16 protein-coding genes are annotated in these 17,336 nt (G+C 39.5%); 4 read left to right on the top strand and 12 right to left on the bottom strand.

What is annotated here, in order from left to right:
* Window positions 1-2,070 (bottom strand): heavy metal translocating P-type ATPase, encoded by a 2,070-nt coding sequence (locus tag I858_RS02415; protein WP_049695217.1) that lies wholly within the window; start codon window positions 2,068-2,070, stop codon window positions 1-3.
* Window positions 2,063-2,419 (bottom strand): ArsR/SmtB family transcription factor, encoded by a 357-nt coding sequence (locus I858_RS02410; RefSeq protein ID WP_049695216.1) that lies wholly within the window; start codon window positions 2,417-2,419, stop codon window positions 2,063-2,065. Before I858_RS02410 ends, I858_RS02415 begins: the two co-directional genes overlap by 8 nt.
* A gap of 286 nt (window positions 2,420-2,705) precedes the next feature.
* Between I858_RS02410 and I858_RS02405 the strand changes: the two genes are divergently transcribed.
* Together I858_RS02405 and I858_RS02400 are read left to right on the top strand one after the other, a co-directional pair.
* On the top strand, window positions 2,706-4,172 hold the full coding sequence (locus I858_RS02405; protein WP_049695215.1) for a SulP family inorganic anion transporter: 1,467 nt from the start codon (window positions 2,706-2,708) through the stop codon (window positions 4,170-4,172).
* A gap of 12 nt (window positions 4,173-4,184) precedes the next feature.
* Entirely contained in the window at window positions 4,185-4,604 is a 420-nt protein-coding gene (locus tag I858_RS02400; protein WP_049695214.1) for a universal stress protein, read from the top strand.
* Window positions 4,605-4,725: 121 nt separating this feature from the next.
* Here the strand turns inward: I858_RS02400 and I858_RS02395 are convergent, their stop codons facing one another.
* The 4 genes from I858_RS02395 to murB form a co-directional block, all read right to left on the bottom strand.
* Window positions 4,726-5,058: a fluoride efflux transporter FluC gene (locus I858_RS02395; RefSeq protein ID WP_049695213.1), complete on the bottom strand. Its 333-nt coding sequence runs from the start codon at window positions 5,056-5,058 to the stop codon at window positions 4,726-4,728.
* Window positions 5,055-5,411, bottom strand: coding sequence for a fluoride efflux transporter FluC (locus tag I858_RS02390; protein WP_049695212.1), 357 nt, complete (start codon window positions 5,409-5,411; stop codon window positions 5,055-5,057). Before I858_RS02390 ends, I858_RS02395 begins: the two co-directional genes overlap by 4 nt.
* A 34-nt stretch (window positions 5,412-5,445) precedes the next feature.
* On the bottom strand, window positions 5,446-7,812 hold the full coding sequence (locus I858_RS02385; RefSeq protein ID WP_049695211.1) for a penicillin acylase family protein: 2,367 nt from the start codon (window positions 7,810-7,812) through the stop codon (window positions 5,446-5,448).
* A gap of 111 nt (window positions 7,813-7,923) precedes the next feature.
* Window positions 7,924-8,841: a UDP-N-acetylmuramate dehydrogenase gene (gene murB / locus I858_RS02380; protein WP_049695210.1), complete on the bottom strand. Its 918-nt coding sequence runs from the start codon at window positions 8,839-8,841 to the stop codon at window positions 7,924-7,926.
* 203 nt (window positions 8,842-9,044) lie between these two features.
* Between murB and I858_RS02375 the strand changes: the two genes are divergently transcribed.
* Complete coding sequence (locus tag I858_RS02375) at window positions 9,045-9,569, top strand: YceI family protein (RefSeq protein WP_049695209.1); 525 nt, start codon at window positions 9,045-9,047, stop codon at window positions 9,567-9,569.
* 53 nt (window positions 9,570-9,622) lie between these two features.
* On the opposite strand, the gene I858_RS02370 is transcribed toward I858_RS02375, so the two are convergent.
* From I858_RS02370 to I858_RS02355, 4 genes are all read right to left on the bottom strand, one after another.
* Window positions 9,623-11,170 (bottom strand): FAD-dependent oxidoreductase, encoded by a 1,548-nt coding sequence (locus I858_RS02370; protein ID WP_049695208.1) that lies wholly within the window; start codon window positions 11,168-11,170, stop codon window positions 9,623-9,625.
* A 228-nt stretch (window positions 11,171-11,398) separates the two neighbouring features.
* A complete protein-coding gene (locus tag I858_RS02365) occupies window positions 11,399-12,037 on the bottom strand; it encodes an FMN-dependent NADH-azoreductase (protein WP_049695207.1) in 639 nt (212 codons plus the stop codon).
* Window positions 12,038-12,147: 110 nt separating this feature from the next.
* Entirely contained in the window at window positions 12,148-12,855 is a 708-nt protein-coding gene (locus I858_RS02360) for a DsbA family oxidoreductase (RefSeq protein WP_049695206.1), read from the bottom strand.
* 444 nt (window positions 12,856-13,299) lie between these two features.
* Window positions 13,300-14,226 carry a manganese-dependent inorganic pyrophosphatase gene (locus I858_RS02355; RefSeq protein WP_049693938.1) on the bottom strand — a complete coding sequence of 309 codons (927 nt, stop codon included), beginning with the start codon at window positions 14,224-14,226 and terminating at the stop codon, window positions 13,300-13,302.
* Between the two features lie 212 nt (window positions 14,227-14,438).
* On the opposite strand from I858_RS02355, the gene I858_RS02350 reads away from it, so the two are divergent.
* A complete protein-coding gene (locus I858_RS02350; protein WP_049693939.1) occupies window positions 14,439-15,242 on the top strand; it encodes a GNAT family N-acetyltransferase in 804 nt (267 codons plus the stop codon).
* Window positions 15,243-15,284: 42 nt separating this feature from the next.
* Here I858_RS02350 and I858_RS02345 read toward each other — a convergent pair whose 3' ends face one another.
* Both I858_RS02345 and I858_RS02340 read right to left on the bottom strand, forming a co-directional pair.
* The gene (locus I858_RS02345; RefSeq protein WP_049693940.1) at window positions 15,285-16,610 is read right to left on the bottom strand and encodes an arsenic transporter; all 1,326 of its coding nucleotides are present in this window, start codon (window positions 16,608-16,610) and stop codon (window positions 15,285-15,287) included.
* Between the two features lie 177 nt (window positions 16,611-16,787).
* On the bottom strand, window positions 16,788-17,312 hold the full coding sequence (locus I858_RS02340; RefSeq protein WP_049693941.1) for a type 1 glutamine amidotransferase domain-containing protein: 525 nt from the start codon (window positions 17,310-17,312) through the stop codon (window positions 16,788-16,790).
* Between the last annotated feature and the right edge of the window lie 24 nt (window positions 17,313-17,336).

The raw sequence follows: 17,336 nt of genomic DNA, 5'->3' as shown, positions 1-17,336 counted from the left end.
TTACTTTTGAACTTTCATTAGACGTAGCGCATTTAAAATCACCAACAATGTAGCACCCATGTCTGCAAAAATCGCAATCCACAAGGTTAACCAACCCGGAATAATTAAAAGCAAAGCTAGTATCTTGAGCCCGAGTGCAAAGATAATATTTTCCTTTATTATACGCAATGTCTTCCGACTAAGTCGAATAGTATAAGGAAGTTTTTCCAAATCATCTGCCATTAGCGCAATATCCGCAGTTTCGAGCGCCGCGTCTGTTCCTGCTCCGCCCATCGCAATCCCAATACTTGAGGCAGCTAAAGCTGGTGCATCGTTAATCCCATCTCCAATCATTGCTACGTGGCCATATTGTTTTTTCAATTCTTTAATAGCAGTTAGTTTGTCTTGTGGCATCAATCCAGCTCGAACATCTGTGATACCAATTTCTTCAGCTATAGCTGTTGCAGTTGATGGATGATCTCCTGTCAGCATAATCGTTTGAGATATCCCCATTTTTTTTAACTGGTTAATGATTGAAGGACTTTCTGTGCGAATCGCATCTGCTACCGCAATAATGCCTAGTAAGATTGTTTCTGAAAATACAGCCGTGACAGATTTTCCACTTTCTTGCAGTTTACGCGCTTTTTCAGGAATACGTAATCCTTTGTTTTCTGCCCAAGCCAAACTTCCAACGTAAATAATTTCTTCATTTACAGTAGCATATGCACCTTTTCCTGTAACAGAATTAAAATTTTCAGAAGGATACGTATAGGCTGCTTTTTTTATAATCGCTCTTGCTAAAGGATGTTGTGACATCGTCTCTACTGATGCTGCTAGCTTTAATAATTCTTCTTCTGTAATAGCGCCTTGCGCTAAAACATCTGTCACTTCTGGATAACCTTTCGTTAATGTTCCCGTTTTATCAAAAGCAATCGCTTTAATTTGACCCGTTTCTTCTAAATAAATACCACCTTTAATAAGTACTCCTTGTCGCGCAGCGTTGCCGATGGCCGTAACAATCGCAACAGGCGTGGACACGACTAACGCACATGGACATCCCACAACAAGAACAGCCAATCCTTGATACACCCATAGTTCCCAGTTACCCGTTACAAAGCCCGGAACAAGAGCGACTAAAAAGGCAATGACAATAATTGCTGGTGTGTAATATTTAGCAAACTGATCAACAAATTTTTGTGTAGGTGCTTTTTCAGCTTGTGCTTCTTCTACTAAGTGAATAATTTTAGCAATTGTCGTATCTTCGACTCGTTTTGTAACAGTTACTTCTAATGCACCCTCTTCGTTCAGCGTTCCAGCAAAAACTTCGTCGCCAACAGATTTGACAGCTGGAAGTGATTCTCCTGTAATCGCAGCTTGGTTAACCGCAGATTGTCCGCGAAGAACCGTACCATCCATCGCAATTTTTTGGCCTGGCTTGACGATTAATATGTCGCCGATGTGAATATCTTCTGTATCGAGTTCCATAAGTTCTCCAGCACGTTGAATTATTGCTCGCGCCGGAGCTAAATCCATTAAACTGCGAATAGATTGACGCGCTTTATTCATTGAAAATGACTCTAAGGCTTCGCTAATAGCAAACAAGAAAACGACAACAGCCCCTTCGCGCCACTCGCCAATGATAACCGCACCGATAATGGCAATAGTCATCAATGTTTTCATATCAAATTGAAATGCACCGAGATTTTTTAATCCTGTCCAAAACATGTGATAGCCACCTATTGCCATAGAACCTACAAATAAAGCGATGGCCCAAGAGTCTGTTTCACTTGTTTGAAACGAAATGATAATTCCTACTAAAAGCAGTAACAATGAAAAAGTGGTTTCTATTGTTTGGCGACGTTGATAAAACGGTACGACTTTTATTTTTTGTTTTTCAGAATAGACGCGTATATGATCAAACGCTCCTGCTTTTTCAAGAGCTTTAATTGACACCTCTCCATCAATTGTGAGTTTAGAAGCACCAAAGTTTAAATCTACGCTTTTAATATTAGGTAATCCACGTATGTTTTTTTCGAATTTAGCTGCACAACTTGTACAAGACAAATTTTCTAACCTATAGATTTTAACCAATTTCCATCCCTTCTTTCGCGTGTTCGTTAGCGATGGTCACCAATTGTCGCACATGATTGTCAGATAAAGAATAAAAAACTTGTTTTCCTTTGCGCTCTGATTTCGCTAAAGCTCTATCTCGTAAATAACGTAAATGATGAGAAGCTGTTGCAGTAGACGATCCAATAACTGCCGCAATATCACAAACACACATTTCTTCTTCTATTGTTAAGGCATAGGCGATGCTCAGTCTTGTTTCATCTGCAAGGGCTTTAAATAAATTCGCAACGTCGCCAAGCTCAGTCATGTTTTTTTGTACCCGGTCGACAATTGCAGAATTAATTTTTGTTACTTCACATAGCTCTTTCATATAGCACCTCTTTCATTCAAACGATAGTTTGATTGTTTTCTTCAGTATAATATCCATTCCCTCTATAGTCAAACCTCCGTTTGAATGAATTACATTTACATCTTTTAAAAAAGATGATACAGTCTTGTAGCCTATAATTAACAACTTTTTCAGCTTGCTAGCAATAAAAGAGCGAAATAATTGCTTTGATCTGCGTTCTGTTCTTTCTTTAGAGCCCTTCAAAACTGTTGACTAATTAGCAGAATCCGATATTTACCTAACTAATAAAAGAAGGAAGTGAGAATTTTTGAATACCATATCTTATAAAGAGCAATGGTTTGGGAATATTCGTGGAGATATTTTGGCCGGAATTGTTGTAGCACTTGCACTTATTCCGGAAGCGATCGCTTTCTCAATCATTGCGGGTGTCGATCCGATGGTTGGGTTATACGCTTCATTTTCCATCTCCGTTATTATTGCTTTTGTGGGTGGACGACCTGGAATGATTTCTGCAGCTACAGGGGCTATGGCACTTGCCATGGTGCTGCTCGTTCGCGATCACGGTTTGGATTATTTACTAGCAGCAACTGTTTTAACAGGTTTGTTGCAATTGACTTTTGGTCTTTTAAAAGTTGCACGGTTTATGAAATTTATTCCTCGAGCTGTCATGATTGGTTTTGTTAACTCACTAGCAATCTTAATCTTTATGGCACAAGTGCCATTCATTTTCGGCATCAATGCACTTACATACGTATTTGTTGGTGTTACACTGGCAATTGTATATGTTTTGCCTCGATTCTTCACAGCAATTCCAGCACCATTAATCGCTATTTTGGTCTTGACGGGTGTTGTCATTTACACCGGCATTGATATGCAAAACGTTGGCAGTCTTGGGACCATTTCGCAAACCTTGCCAAGCTTCTTTATTCCAAGCGTACCGTTCAATTTTGAAACCTTGCAAATTATTTTTCCAACTGCATTGGCTTTATCTGTAATCGGCTTACTGGAGTCTTTATTAACTGCATCTATAATTGATGATGCGACAGAAACGGGATCAGATAAAAACCAAGAAGCTCGCGGACAAGGCATTGCTAATATCATTACTGGATTTTTCGGTGGAATGGCTGGTTGTGCAATGATTGGACAATCAGGCATTAATGTTCGCTCTGGTGGACGTGGACGCTTGTCTAGCTTTGTTGCGGGCGTCTTTCTTATGTTCTTGATTATTGTTCTGGGGAATTGGGTTATCCAAATTCCAATGCCTGTTTTAGCGGGGATTATGGTCATGGTTTGTATTGGCACATTTGATTGGGGTTCGTTCAAGTATTTAGCAACGGCTCCAAAAGCAGATGCCATCGTCATGTTGCTAACAGTCGTAGTTGTTGTTTACACACACGATTTATCTAAAGGAGTATTTGCCGGTGTTATTTTGAGCGCCTTGCTGTTTGCTGCTAAAATCTCCAAAGTAGAAGTACGGAAAGAAGGATTGGAAACCGATGCGTCGAATAGATATACCATACACGGACAATTGTTTTTCGCTTCTTCACAAGACTTTGTCTCTGAGTTTGATAAAGTGGAAGCTTCTCAACATGTTGTTTTAGATTTTTCAGATGCATCTGTTTGGGACGACTCTGGCGTTGGTGCAATCGATCGAGTCATGAACAAACTACAAGCGCAAGGTCAGACAGTTGAAATTGTCGGATTAAATGCGTCTAGTCAAAAGCTTGTTGATAAACTAGCAACCTTCAGTAATGCGGGTAAAGGCACATCATAAGGAGGATGCTCTATGTATGAGAAAATTTTAGTTGCAGCTGACGGTTCTGATCATTCAAAACGGGCTGCTCATGAAGCTGTAAAAATGGCCAAAGTTAATCCACAAGCATTTATTACATTATTGTATGTAATCGATTACGAAAAAGCACGCACAGAAATTCTTCACGGTCAAAGTAGCGACGAAGTACACTTGGAACGGCGCAAGCATTTAGTTCCGCTTGAAGAAATTTTCCGTTCATCAGGTGTAAATTTTGAAACAAAAACACTACATGGCGTTCCTGGACCCACCATTGTCAAGCATGCGAATGAGACCGGGTACGATGTCGTCTTGATCGGCAGTCGCGGATTAAATGCATTACAAGAAATGGTACTCGGCAGTGTTAGCCATAAAGTAGCAAAACGTGTGGAAGCTCCTGTTATTATCGTAAAATAAAACCAACCGTTTTTCGAAACTATCGAAAAACGGTTGGTTTTTTGATTTGCAGTCATTTAGGTGGTTTTATAAGCGCTCATAAAAAAACTCCTCTTGCAATAATCGCAAGAAGAGCCAGCACTTATTGCATCAAGATATACCCAAAACTAAATAATAAAATGCCACTAACTAAAGTAGCAAAAACATAACTACCGCCTTGTAACCATTTTCCGTCTTCAATTTCTTTTACTACATCTAAGGCCATCGTTGAAAATGTTGTGAAGGCACCTAAAAACCCTGTAATCCAGAAAATAGACAAACTACCACTGCCAATAAATAAACCGAGAACTAATGAACCGGTGCTGTTAACTAGCCACGTGGCAATTTTTGGTTGCCATACTCGACTTTCAACTAACCTATAAAATAAATAACGTGTAATCGCACCTAAAAACCCACCCATTGCGATGCCTATCATAACGAAGACACCCCTTTTCTACCAAGCCACAATCCAGCAGCTGCAGCTGAAACGCATGCAATTGTCATGCTGCCGGCAAATATTAAGCCTAGCCAAATAGAAGATTGGAGATAATAGAACCAGTCAGCAGAAAATGCTGAAAAGGTTGTAAAAGATCCGAGTAACCCTGTCGAAATGAATAGTCTTAACTCTGCTGACTTATGAGATAAGCGAATAGCCGCCAGCCCGATTAAAAAGCTGCCAATAATATTGACAATCCATAGCCCAATACCATCTACAACCGTCGTGTATATTGCTACACGCAACAACGCACCAATCATACCACCCAGTCCTACCGCTACTAATTGTTTCATTACGCATGCCTCATATCTTTTTCTTTAGTATAACTTATTCGGCAGTTAATATTAACGTCGATCCTTCTACGCTTTCGCCGATTTCTGTTTCATGGTAATCTCCTTGTGCCCAATCGTCTACTTGGTTATGGTAGTAATCCGATTTCATGTGTCCACTCAATCCGGGTCCAACAATATGATAGGCACTTGATAAATCAGCAAGATCTGCGACAAAACGCCAAGATGCCCCGTGATTAACATTACCATCTGCGGTAGAGGCTGCTGCTTGTACTGTTACATTTGATCCGCCAATTGGAACGGGTTTCGGGTTCAAAAGCTTTTCAAAAATTGGAGAAGCTCCTGCTAGTGGATGCGGGAATGTCAATTGATGATGTTCTCCCCATTTCCAGTCAGCTGGGTCATTTCCTTGTTCTTCTTCAATTTCAGCAACGGCTGTTTCCAATGAATCCACGAGCCATTTTTCTATACCGCCATATTCCCTTACCCAAATGCCTTCAGTTCCTTTAAAAGCATCACGCATCATTTCGTCTGTAATGTGATTTTTGCCATCGAGCATTTTAAAGACGTCTTTTGGAAATTCATCCGCGAGCAAAGTTTCTGGTAATTGCTTTATCCACGTATGGAAAACTAGCGGAGCACCTTGATCTTTATCATCAACTTGATCCCATTTTTCTAACAGCGCGAGAACTTCATCATAATCGTCTGTATTGTTACGCACTGTCGAAATCATATCTTTTAAAAATTCTGCTGCGTATAAATTCTTTTGATCCATTTGTAAGTTCATCATGTCTTCTGCTGTTAGTTTGTCCGATGCTTCTAACACTTCAGCAATTCGTTCGTAACGATAAGGTTGCGCCCAAAAATCAGTAATATGATAAGGATAAGAATCATCGATTACTTCATTATTCGCTGTCGCAATAAATCCATTTTTTGGATTTACTGAACGAGGCAATTCATCAAACGGTACGTAGCCCTCCCACCCGTATTCTGCTGAGTTTCCTGGAACTGGCAATTGTCCATCTCCTGTTTTCCGAATCGGAATTCGGCCGTTAGCTTTATAGGCAATGGTGCCATCTGTAGAAGCAAAGACAAAGTTTTGAGCGGGCGCTTGAAAATCTTCGAGCGCTAGTTCAAACTCTTCCCAATTAGATGCTTTATTAAAATTTAAAACGGCCTGCAGCTCCAGTGTGGGTTCTAGAGCCGTCCATTGCATTGAAAAGACAGCTCCTGGATCTTCATCGTCATAAAGAATATTCGACACAACAGGACCATGCCTTGTCACCAGCACTTCAAAATCCTCTGTTTTTTTATCTTTGATTTTAATCGGTTCTTTTCTAACCTCCGCTTTTTCCCACTTTCCTTCGTATTCGAACTGTGTTGGGTCTTCAGGCTTTGGTGTTTCGATATACAGATCTTGAACGTCTGGTCCGACGTTCGTTACACCCCAAGCAATTTTTTCATTGTGCCCTAAAATAATTCCTGGCACTCCGGCAAAAATAACGCCGCTGACGTTTTGTTTAGGAGACTCTAAATGCATTTGGTACCAAATAGATGGCGTGCTTAAGCCAAGATGCGGATCGTCCGCAAGTAACGGCTTGCCACTTGCGGTTTTGTCACCAGATACCACCCAGTTGTTGCTGCCATTAAATTCTGGTGGAATGACAGACGCATCAAATTCTCCTGCTACTTGAACTGGTTGTTGTTTGTTTGCAGCTAAGATGGCTGGCGCATTTTCAGGATAGTTGATAAAAAGTTCTGCTGCTTTATCTTCTGGAAATTCATTTAACGCCCAGTGACGAACAGCCAAGGTATTCCAATGGCCACCTAGGTCATAAGCCATAAACTTGCCAATTGTTAACGAGTCCACGGGTGTCCACTCTGTCGGTTCATAACCGAGCAGTGCAAATTCATAACTTAAATCGTTGTTCTTTTTTGCTTCATCTATATAAGCATTTACACCTTCTGCAAACCATTCTAAAACTTGTTGCGCTTCTTCGTCATAGCCACTCCATGATTTCTCTGCTGCATCGCGCAAACTAAACGTTCTAAAAAACTTATCCGTATCAACCGCATCTGCCCCAATCACTTCAGCTAGCTGACCACTTGCTTGTCTGCGGGATAAATCCATTTGGAACAAGCGATCTTGCGCTTGTACATATCCTTGTGCGCGATACAGATCTGCATCGGTCTCGGTTTTTATATGTGGTACCCCTATTTCATCACGGATGACAGTCGCATTATTGTCTAAAATTTCTACTGTTGCCTCTCCTTCAATAAGCGGTTTAGATTTTGCTATGTAAACGTTCACAAAAATTAGCGCAGCAATTGCAATTGTTACAACTATACCCAAAACAACTAAAAGTCTTTTTAGCCATTTTCTTTTTTTCACTTTTTTATCCATTGTTGCTCCCCCTTTTTCCTATGCTGTTTTATTCGACTAAAGAAGGAAAAACCCCTTTTTGAACATTCATAGAGTCTCACATTCTCTTTCACTAAAAAAAAGATGTCCTCATTAAAGGACATCTTCTCCAACAATTTTCACTTCAAGTTCTAAATCTATACCAAATTTCTCGAATACAGTTTTCTTAACCATTTCGATTGTTTGAATATAATCGTTCGCTGAAGCATTGTCTTTATTAACAATAAAACCAGCATGCTTTGTCGAAACTTCCGCTCCTCCAAATCCTCTTCCTTGTAAATCACATTCTTGAATTAGTTTTCCTGCAAAATTACCAGGTGGGCGTTTAAAAACGCTTCCTGCCGATGGAAACTCCAATGGTTGCTTTGTTTCACGCTGATATGTTAATTCGCTCATTTTCGCATCAATGATCATTTGCTTTCCAACTTCTAATTCAAATTCCGCCGATAAAACAAAATAACCTTTTTTTGTAATGATGCTTTTGCGGTAACCAAGACCCAAATCTTCTTTGGATAAAACCAACATGTCGCCTTCTCTTGAAAGAACAGTCGCTTGTTTGATAATGTCTTTAATTTCTCCGCCGTAAGCACCTGCATTCATAGCCATAGCACCACCAATTGAACCAGGAATTCCACAAGCAAATTCAAATCCTGTTAATTGTTTTGCAGCTACTACTTTCGATACTTTTTTAATATCTGCGCCACCTTGAGCATAGATGGTTGAGCCTTCTATGCGAATTGTCTGCAATCCTTTTAACGTTAAAACAATTCCACGAAACCCTCCATCTCGAACGACCATATTCGAGCCGTTTCCAAGCAGTAATAATGGAATCTTATTTTTATATGCATATCTCACTGTAAAAGCCGTTTCTTCTTCTGTCGTTGGTTCTACAAAAATATCAGCTGGTCCACCCATTTTAGTCAATGTATGAAGGTGTAGCGGTTCATCCATTTTGACATGATCTTCTTTTAAAAAACCGCGCAAATCCGCCAACCATTGTTCTTTCGTCATCTAAAGCAAATCCCTTCTAAACTTATAGCTTCTACTAGTATCTAATTTTCACCTTGTTTTGACAAGCAATATAGCAAATTTTGAGTAAAAAGTCCAAGATTTTAAAATACCTTTAATTCGAGAATCTTTAATTAAAAACTATTGACTTCAAGATAGTGATTTGTTATATTAAATTAAGATAACAACTTTAGGAGGAATTTAACATGAAAAAATGGACAGTAGACACAGCACATTCAGAAATTGGGTTTTCAGTAAAACACATGATGATTTCAAAAGTAAAAGGTTCTTTTACATCGTACGAGGCAACAATTGAAGCGAACGAAGAAGACTTGCAAGGCGCATTGATCGACTTTAAGATTGATGTAGATAGCATCAACACAAAAAACAAAGACCGCGACGCTCACTTGCGTTCAGCAGATTTCTTTGACGCTGAACAGTTCCCACACATTACGTTCAAAGCAAACGAGATCATAAAAAAAGCCGACAAGTACGAAATGACTGGCGATCTTACAATGAAAGGCGTTACACGTCCAGCAACTTTTGAAGTAGAGTACAATGGAAAAGCAACAGATCCATGGGGTTCCGAAGTTGTGGCATTTGACGTTGAAGGCAAAGTAAACCGTAAAGATTTCGGTCTTACATGGAACCAAGCGCTTGAAACTGGTGGCGTAATGGTTGGCGAAGACATCAAAATCACTTTAGCAATTGAAGCTAAACCTGCTGAATAATATACAATAAAGAACAGTGAGGAACATTTCCTCACTGTTCTTTTTAGATGATTTTATTCTTGTTCTATTTTCTTCAATGGCTTTACAGCTGGTCCGTTTAAAACGTCTCCTGTATAGGAAAAACGTGATCCATGACATGGGCAATCCCATGAACGTTCTGCATCGTTCCACTTAACATCACAGCCCATATGCGTACATGCGGTATCCACTAGATGGACTTGACCGTACTCATCACGGTACCCACCTGCTTTTTTCTTACCAACTTTGACCAACGAACCTTCATCTTTGCCCAAGTCATCAACTGTTTTAGAAGCTCTTTTGAGCTTGCCAGTGACTAGCGCCTTTGCAACCGAGGCATTGTCTTTCGCAAAACTTGCAGCATCTTTGGGTTTTAACTTTGTACGTGTTGGATCAAAAACTGGTGCGTATTGATTTTCTTTGCCTAGCACTTGATCAGATAACAGCATACCCGCCAATGCACCGTTTGACATTCCCCACTTGTTGAAACCAGTAGCTACTAGTATATTTTCATATCCGGCTGTAATTGTTCCAATATAGGGAATTTTGTCGAGTGTTGTCATGTCTTGAGACGACCAGCGATAGGGAATTTCTTTAATACCAAAATACTCGTCACCAAATTTTTCAAGGTTGTAATAATGTTCCATGGTATCACTTGAGCTTTTGCCAGTTGTATGACCTTCGCCACCTATTAACAAGAGCTTTTCACCATCTTCTCCTAATGCATAGCGTAAAGAACGAGAAGGCATGTCTCCACTAATATACATGTCATTTGGAATCTCGCCGCTCACTTTAGCCGCAATCGCATAGGAGCGATTAACCGACAACCGTGAAAAATACAGTCCATCAAAGTCGTTAAATGGATAGTGGCTAGCAACAATGACCTTATTGCATGACAAATGAGACAAATTTTCAGTTTGAATGACCGGATCGTGTTTGCTTAGAATTTTCATTGCTCGCGTTTGTTCATATATTTTCCCGCCGAGCCGTTCAATTTCTTTCACCAATCCTGCTAGAAATTTAACAGGATGAAATTGAGCTTGATTGCGCATTACCAATGCCTCTTCTACGGAAAACGGTAATTCTACTTCCTCTTTTGCTAATTCACCGTCAATGCCTAAACGTCTATAAGCTTCAGCTTCTTTTTCAACAAGTTTAGCTCCTGCTGCCGTTTGAGCATAAACAAAGGCATTGTGATGAGAAAAATCACAATCAATCGATAACTCTTTAGCAGTTTCTTCAATAAACGTCAAAGCATCCATATTGGCTTGATAATACAACTTAGCTTGTGCTTCTCCTGCTACTTGAATCATAGAATCATAATACAAACCGTGTTGTGCTGAAATTTTAGCAGTGGTCTTTCCTGTTACACCATCAACTAATTTTCCAGCTTCGATCAAAGTGACTTGTCGTCCAGCTTTTGCTAATAAATAGGCACTAATAATCCCTGCCATTCCTCCACCAACAACTGCGATATCGGTTGACTCGTTTTCTTGCAACGCGGGATAGCTTGGAATGTCTTTATATTCTCTCCAAAATGATTTCTGTTCTTGCGGAACTTGACTATTGTGAGCATGCTTCACTTTGTCATTCCTCCTCAACAGCTTTTAATAAGCTTTTAATCCATATCTACCCCTATCAGGAATTTCTAATCCATTTTAAAAAGCGAAAGTTGAAAATCCCCTTTTTTTGGATATACCATCTAATTTGATTTTAATACTGTCCAATTTTCGGAAATACTGTCTGTTTCAACTGATTTACTGTCTAAACAAAAAAAGGACACCCCATTAAGGTTGTCTTTTCACAAAAAATTATGCATGTACTTTAACTAACGAGTTTGCAGCTTGTTCTACACGTTGCATTCCCTCGGCTTTGATTTCTTCAGCGCGATCAGGATACATATTATGCCCCTCGATGATGACTTCTTCAATGTCAGTGATGCCGAAGAAATCCATAATCAACCGAATGTAGTTGACACTCATTTCAGCAGGAGCCATTTCAGGTGTTGAATAAACTCCGCCACGAGCATTCAAAATGATGACTTTTTTCTCTGGTACTAGACCCACTGGGCCTTCAGGTGTGTATTTGAATGTTACACCCGCACGGTAAACGTAGTCGATAAACGTCTGCAATGGCGCGGGAATTGTTTTGTTCCATAATGGGAATGCAAAAACAACAACATCGGCTTCCATGAATGCATCCATCGCTTTGTTTGCCGCAGTCAAAATACGTTGCTCTAACTCAGTCATTGGCTCAGCCTGTGCAGACTTTTTCATAGCATCAAAGAAATCTTGACCAAAATAAGGCATATCTTCTTTGAATACATCAAAAGTATTAATATCTAACTCCGTATCCATACCGATTGCATCCATAAATACTTCGTACATTTTGCTTGTAACTCCTTCAGATGCTGGGCGGTTATTTGCTTTTACTACTAAAACGTTTGTCATTAGCTTAAATCTCCTCTTAATAATTGCATAAAATTATTTACCTCAATTGGAAAATACGTTTCTATTTTAGTAAAAAAGCAGAGTAAAAGTCAATTACTCTGCTTGAGTCATTAAATTCCATCACATGAATCGCCTGTGCAATAACTTGTTTTTTTGCCAAGCGATTTTAGCTCTGGACGTAGTCCTTCTTCTTCAGCAATTTGCTCTAATGCTTCCACAAAAGCTTCTACAGGTTGAGCACCCGATAGTGCATATTTACGGTTCACAACAAAAAACGGTACACCTTGTACACCAATTTGACCGGCTTCAGCGATGTCTACTTGAACTTGTGCCATAAACCGATCTGATTCCAGCACTTTTTTCGCTTCGTCTCCTGGTAAGCCAATCGATTCAGCACTGGCAACTAACACTTCGTAGTTGCCTACATTTTTCGCTTGAATAAAATATTCATCCATCAGCTTTTCTGTAAGTTCTCCATCTTTTTCATACGTTTTAGCCCATTTCACGAGACGATGAGCTGCTAAAGTATTTGCTTCGACCATATTATCGAAATCATATTCCAACCCAACTGATCGAGCATGTTGTGCGATTCCTTCAGTCATTTCTTTTGCTTGTTCTATCGTCTTGCCGAATTTATTAACTAAGCTGTCATAAGTTGATACAACCGAATCAACTGGCGTGTCGGGATTTAATTGATAAGCTTTGTACGAAACATCTGCTTGACTTTCAAATCCTGATTGAACCAGTGCTTTTTCTAATGTGCGTTTACCAATATAACAGAATGGGCACACATAATCTGACCAAACTTCAATTCTCATATTATCCACCTCGCCATTAACTATAGCAACGAACACTATAGCCCTCAATTTTTTTGCCTGTGGAAAGAAAAGCGTAGGCAATCGTGCTAGACCTGACAGGCATAAGACGCGGCGGCAGAGTGGCATGTCTTCAGCTACACAGCAGGCGTGACTTATGACCCGAAGGTCTGATTGCCGCAGCTGGACAAATAGAAAAGCGTAGGCAATCGTGCTAGACCTGACAGGCATAAGACGCGGCGGCAGAGTGGCATGTCTTCAGCTACACAGCAGGCGTGACTTATGACCCGAAGGTCTGATTGCCGCAGCTGGACAAATAGAAAAGCGTAGGCAATCGTGCTAGACCTGACAGGCATAAGACACGGTGGCGGAGTGGCATGTCTTCAGCCACAGCCGGCGTGACTTATGATTGCGTCTCCATCAAAAAAACTGACTCCCAAAAGAGAATCAGCTTAATGCTTCTGTAATAACAGGAACGATTTGCTTTTTACGTGACACAACACCCGGCAACAAGACGCGGTGATCCACGACACTTGATTGAAATGCTCTTTCGATAATCCCAGCTCTTTCACCAAGAACAATGGCTACTGAATTGTTGTTAAGAATATCCGTAACTACGAACAGGAAGAGCCCTAATCCTTTAGTTACAATAGTATTTTCCATCAATACTTCAAGTTCTTTTTGGCGAGCCATTACTTCTTCAACATCAATGGCATTAACTTGAGCAATTTCAAATCGGTGATCGCCGGCTTCGAATTCTTTAGAATCTATGGAAATCAAGTCTTCCAATGTTTTATTGCTTAAATCGGCACCTGCTTTTAATAGATCGAGGCCATAATTTTGTGCATCCACATTGGCAATTTTAGCGAGTTCAGTAGCTGCATCTATATCTTGCTGTGTGCATGTGGGTGATTTGAATAAAAGAGAATCCGAAATAATAGCAGACAACATCAATCCCGCGATGTTAGAAGGAACTTCTACGCCATTTTCTTTAAACAACTTAAGAATAATAGTTGTTGTGCAGCCAACCGGTTCTGCACGAAAATACAATGGATCTGTCGTCTCGAAATTAGCAATGCGATGATGATCTACCACTTCAATAACTTGAACTTCATCTAAGTCTTCCGCGCTTTGTTGACGTTCGTTATGATCTACTAAAATGACTTGTGTAACTTCTTTAGCCACGTGCGTCACAAGTCTTGGTTGTTCAAACTTAAAAGTTTCCAAAGCAAATAATGTTTCGTTATTTACTTCACCTAAGCGAATAGGTTCTGCAACCATGCCCATTTCATTTTTTAAATATGCATATGAAATAGCCGAGCAAATTGAATCCGTGTCCGGGTTTTTATGACCTAATACTAAAACGTTTGACATAAATAATAGCCTCCTGAAAATCTAAATTTCTGTACTTATTCTATCATAAAAACAGCCGTTGAAAAATTCATAGTTTTTTTACTGAAAAAGTTCCAGAAAAATTTAAGTTTATAGAATTATCAGTAAATTAAAAATTTATTGTGTACTTTAGCATATGCCAATGGTATAATATGACTAACTAATTATAAGTTATACGGAAGGAAGAGGTGCCCGTGACCGTTTTATTGGAAAAGAAATACATTCCTCTAGCTAATTATTTTGCTGGAGCAACGAATTCTTCAATAAAGTTAACATTTTCTGAAATCGAACAAATTATGGGACAAAATCTGCCCAATGCTGCTTACTTGAATAAAAGTTGGTGGAAAAAGGTAAAAGCTCCAGCTAAACATTTTCATGCATGGCTAGACGCGGGTTATTATGTTAGCAATGTAGAACCAGATCGCTTTGTCGTTTTTGAAAGAATTGATGCCTCAACTGGCAATGGAATAGACGATGACGATGATGATCAAGATATTTTATTGATTCGAACAGCAGAGCACGGCGATGCTCGGACTCTTGCTGCTTTGCAAAAATTGGTTGAGTCAGAGTCTGATTTCATGCTCTACGCAAAAGATGAACGTACACAGTCTACTCAAAAAGTTCGCAAGCAAATCATTGAATGGAAACAAAGTGGCCACTCTGTCATCATTGTCGCAATTTTAAATGGTCAACACGTCGGTTTCTTAACAATTATGGGAAATGACGCAAAACGCGCAGCACATCGAGCAACCATCGACCTTGGACTTCAGAAAGATGCTCAAGGAAAAGGAATAGCTCAGTCTCTCCTAAAAAAAGCAGAGGAATGGGCAAGAGCAAAAGAAATTACTCGACTTGAAGTAACGGTCGTTGAAGAAAATGAAGCTGCTCGGAAACTATATGAAAAAACTGGATTCCATTCGGAAGGGATTCGTGAAAAATCGATGATGATTGATGACAAACCGCATAATGAATTATATTTAACTAAGTTTTTAAACTAAACAAAAGGAGCATGCCAAGAGCACGCTCCTTTTGTTATGGAGTTAATTTAAAATGTTCAACCACAAGTAAAGAGCTGTTAACGTGATGAACAAAGTGGGCAAGGTTAAGATTATACCAATTTTAAAATAATAACCCCAAGAAATTTCTACACCTTTTGTTTTCAATACGTGTAGCCATAATAACGTCGCAAGAGAACCGATTGGCGTAATTTTAGGTCCTAAATCTGAACCAATGACGTTAGCATACATTAACGCCTCTCTAACGACCCCTGTTGTATTGGTTTCCGCAATTGCTAGTGCATCAATCATGACGGTCGGCATATTATTCATAACAGAAGAAAGAATGGCCGCAATAAAGCCCATGCCTATTGTTGCTGCATACAAACCGTGACTCGCTGTCCACTCAATTGCTGTCGCCAAAACTGATGTGAGGCCTACATTTCTTAATCCGTATACGACTACATACATACCAATTGAGAAGAAAACAATGGCCCAAGGCGCACCTTTTAATACAGTCATTGTTTCTACTGAGTTACTTGCACGAGCAATTGCTAAGAAAATAATAGCAACGCCTCCAGCGATAAAGGATACTGGGATTCCTAGCGCTTCACTGCTGAAATAACCAACCAGTAAAATAGCAAGTACTGCCCAAGACAAACGAAATAGCCGAATATCTTTTATAGCCGAAGCCGGCATTTTTAATATGCTATCATTAAAATTTTTCGGAATATCTTTTCGGAAATATAAATACAATACAAGCATACTTGCCGCAATACTAAATAGATTCGGAACAATCATATGAATAGCGTATTCCGTAAAACCAATATCAAAAAAATCTGCTGAGACGATATTGACTAAATTACTGACGACAAAAGGAAGTGACGCAGTATCTGCAATAAAACCACTGGCCATAATAAACGGTAAAATCATCGTATCTTTAAATTTCAATGCGCGAACCATTGCCAAGACAATTGGCGTCAAAATTAACGCTGCTCCATCATTTGCAAATAACGCTGCAACAACTGCCCCTAACAAAGTGACTAAAAAGAACATACGCAACCCGCTACCTTTAGCGAAACGTGCCATGTGCAAAGCTGCCCATTCAAAAAAGCCAATTTCATCAAGAATCAGTGAAATGATAATCAATGCAACAAACGTCAATGTCGCATTCCACACAATTCCTGTAACATCCCAAACGTCACCAAAGTCAACAACGCCAAACAATAAAGCAATTACAGCCCCTGTACTAGCAGACCAACCAATAGACAAGCCTTTTGGCTGCCAAATAACAAAGATTAATGTGACGACAAAAATAAAACTCGCTAACCAAATATCCACACTTATCCAACTTTCTATTTCTAATTTCATTTTTTTCGTAACTTACTATAGAAGTGTAGAATTCTATTGTGATCTCTTCTTCACTCAAACACTTGTTTATTATATAAGCAAAAACTTATATATTCAAGAACCAATTTAAAGCTTCAACTCATCATCTCTATAAAAAACCCCGAATCAGCAAAGCTGATTCGGGGTTGAGTTAAAATTTTACTTGTTTAATTGTTCAAGTACACGTAATGATTCTCGATTAAACGCTGGAATGTCATCGGGTTGACGACTAGTAACCAATTGGTCTTGACACACCACTACTTCTTCATCAAGAACCGTTGCACCTGCATATTCCATATCGACTTGAATCGATTGATAACCTGTAGCTTTACGCCCTTCTAATGCTTTGGCTGTAATTAATAATTGAGGGCCATGACAAATTGCAAAGACTGGTTTTTTCGCATCCATGAAAGCTTTTGAAAACTTCACAAACCGATCATCCGCACGCAATTGATCCGGTGAAAATCCACCTGGTAAGAACAAAGCATCAAAATCATCTGGGCTGACATCATCAATCCCTTTATCGATTGTGACAACCGCTTCACCTTGTTTACCTGTCACTTTTTTGCCAGCTTCTTCTTCGATAGTGAAAACTTCGTGACCTGCATCATTAAACGCTTTCAACGGGTCCGTATATTCCACATCTTCGAACATATCAGTAATTAAAGTTGCAATTTTCGCCACTATCTTCCACTCCTTTTGTTTGTT

The sequence above is a fragment of the Planococcus versutus genome, from assembly GCF_001186155.3.
Classification (GTDB): domain Bacteria; phylum Bacillota; class Bacilli; order Bacillales_A; family Planococcaceae; genus Planococcus; species Planococcus versutus.
This window is presented reverse-complemented; position numbering and strand designations above follow the sequence as displayed.

Bases quoted from the DNA above. Each gene is read 5' to 3' on its own strand.
- I858_RS02345 (WP_049693940.1), bottom strand. From the start codon at position 16,610: ATGAAATTAGAAATAGAAAGTTGGATAAGTGTGGATATTTGGTTAGCG.
- I858_RS02375 (WP_049695209.1), top strand. From the start codon at position 9,045: ATGAAAAAATGGACAGTAGACACAGCACATTCAGAAATTGGGTTTTCA.
- I858_RS02385 (WP_049695211.1), bottom strand. From the start codon at position 7,812: ATGGATAAAAAAGTGAAAAAAAGAAAATGGCTAAAAAGACTTTTAGTT.
- murB (WP_049695210.1), bottom strand. From the start codon at position 8,841: ATGACGAAAGAACAATGGTTGGCGGATTTGCGCGGTTTTTTAAAAGAA.
- I858_RS02410 (WP_049695216.1), bottom strand. From the start codon at position 2,419: ATGAAAGAGCTATGTGAAGTAACAAAAATTAATTCTGCAATTGTCGAC.
- I858_RS02355 (WP_049693938.1), bottom strand. From the start codon at position 14,226: ATGTCAAACGTTTTAGTATTAGGTCATAAAAACCCGGACACGGATTCA.
- I858_RS02365 (WP_049695207.1), bottom strand. From the start codon at position 12,037: ATGACAAACGTTTTAGTAGTAAAAGCAAATAACCGCCCAGCATCTGAA.
- I858_RS02400 (WP_049695214.1), top strand. From the start codon at position 4,185: ATGTATGAGAAAATTTTAGTTGCAGCTGACGGTTCTGATCATTCAAAA.
- I858_RS02360 (WP_049695206.1), bottom strand. From the start codon at position 12,855: ATGAGAATTGAAGTTTGGTCAGATTATGTGTGCCCATTCTGTTATATT.
- I858_RS02390 (WP_049695212.1), bottom strand. From the start codon at position 5,411: ATGAAACAATTAGTAGCGGTAGGACTGGGTGGTATGATTGGTGCGTTG.
- I858_RS02395 (WP_049695213.1), bottom strand. From the start codon at position 5,058: ATGATAGGCATCGCAATGGGTGGGTTTTTAGGTGCGATTACACGTTAT.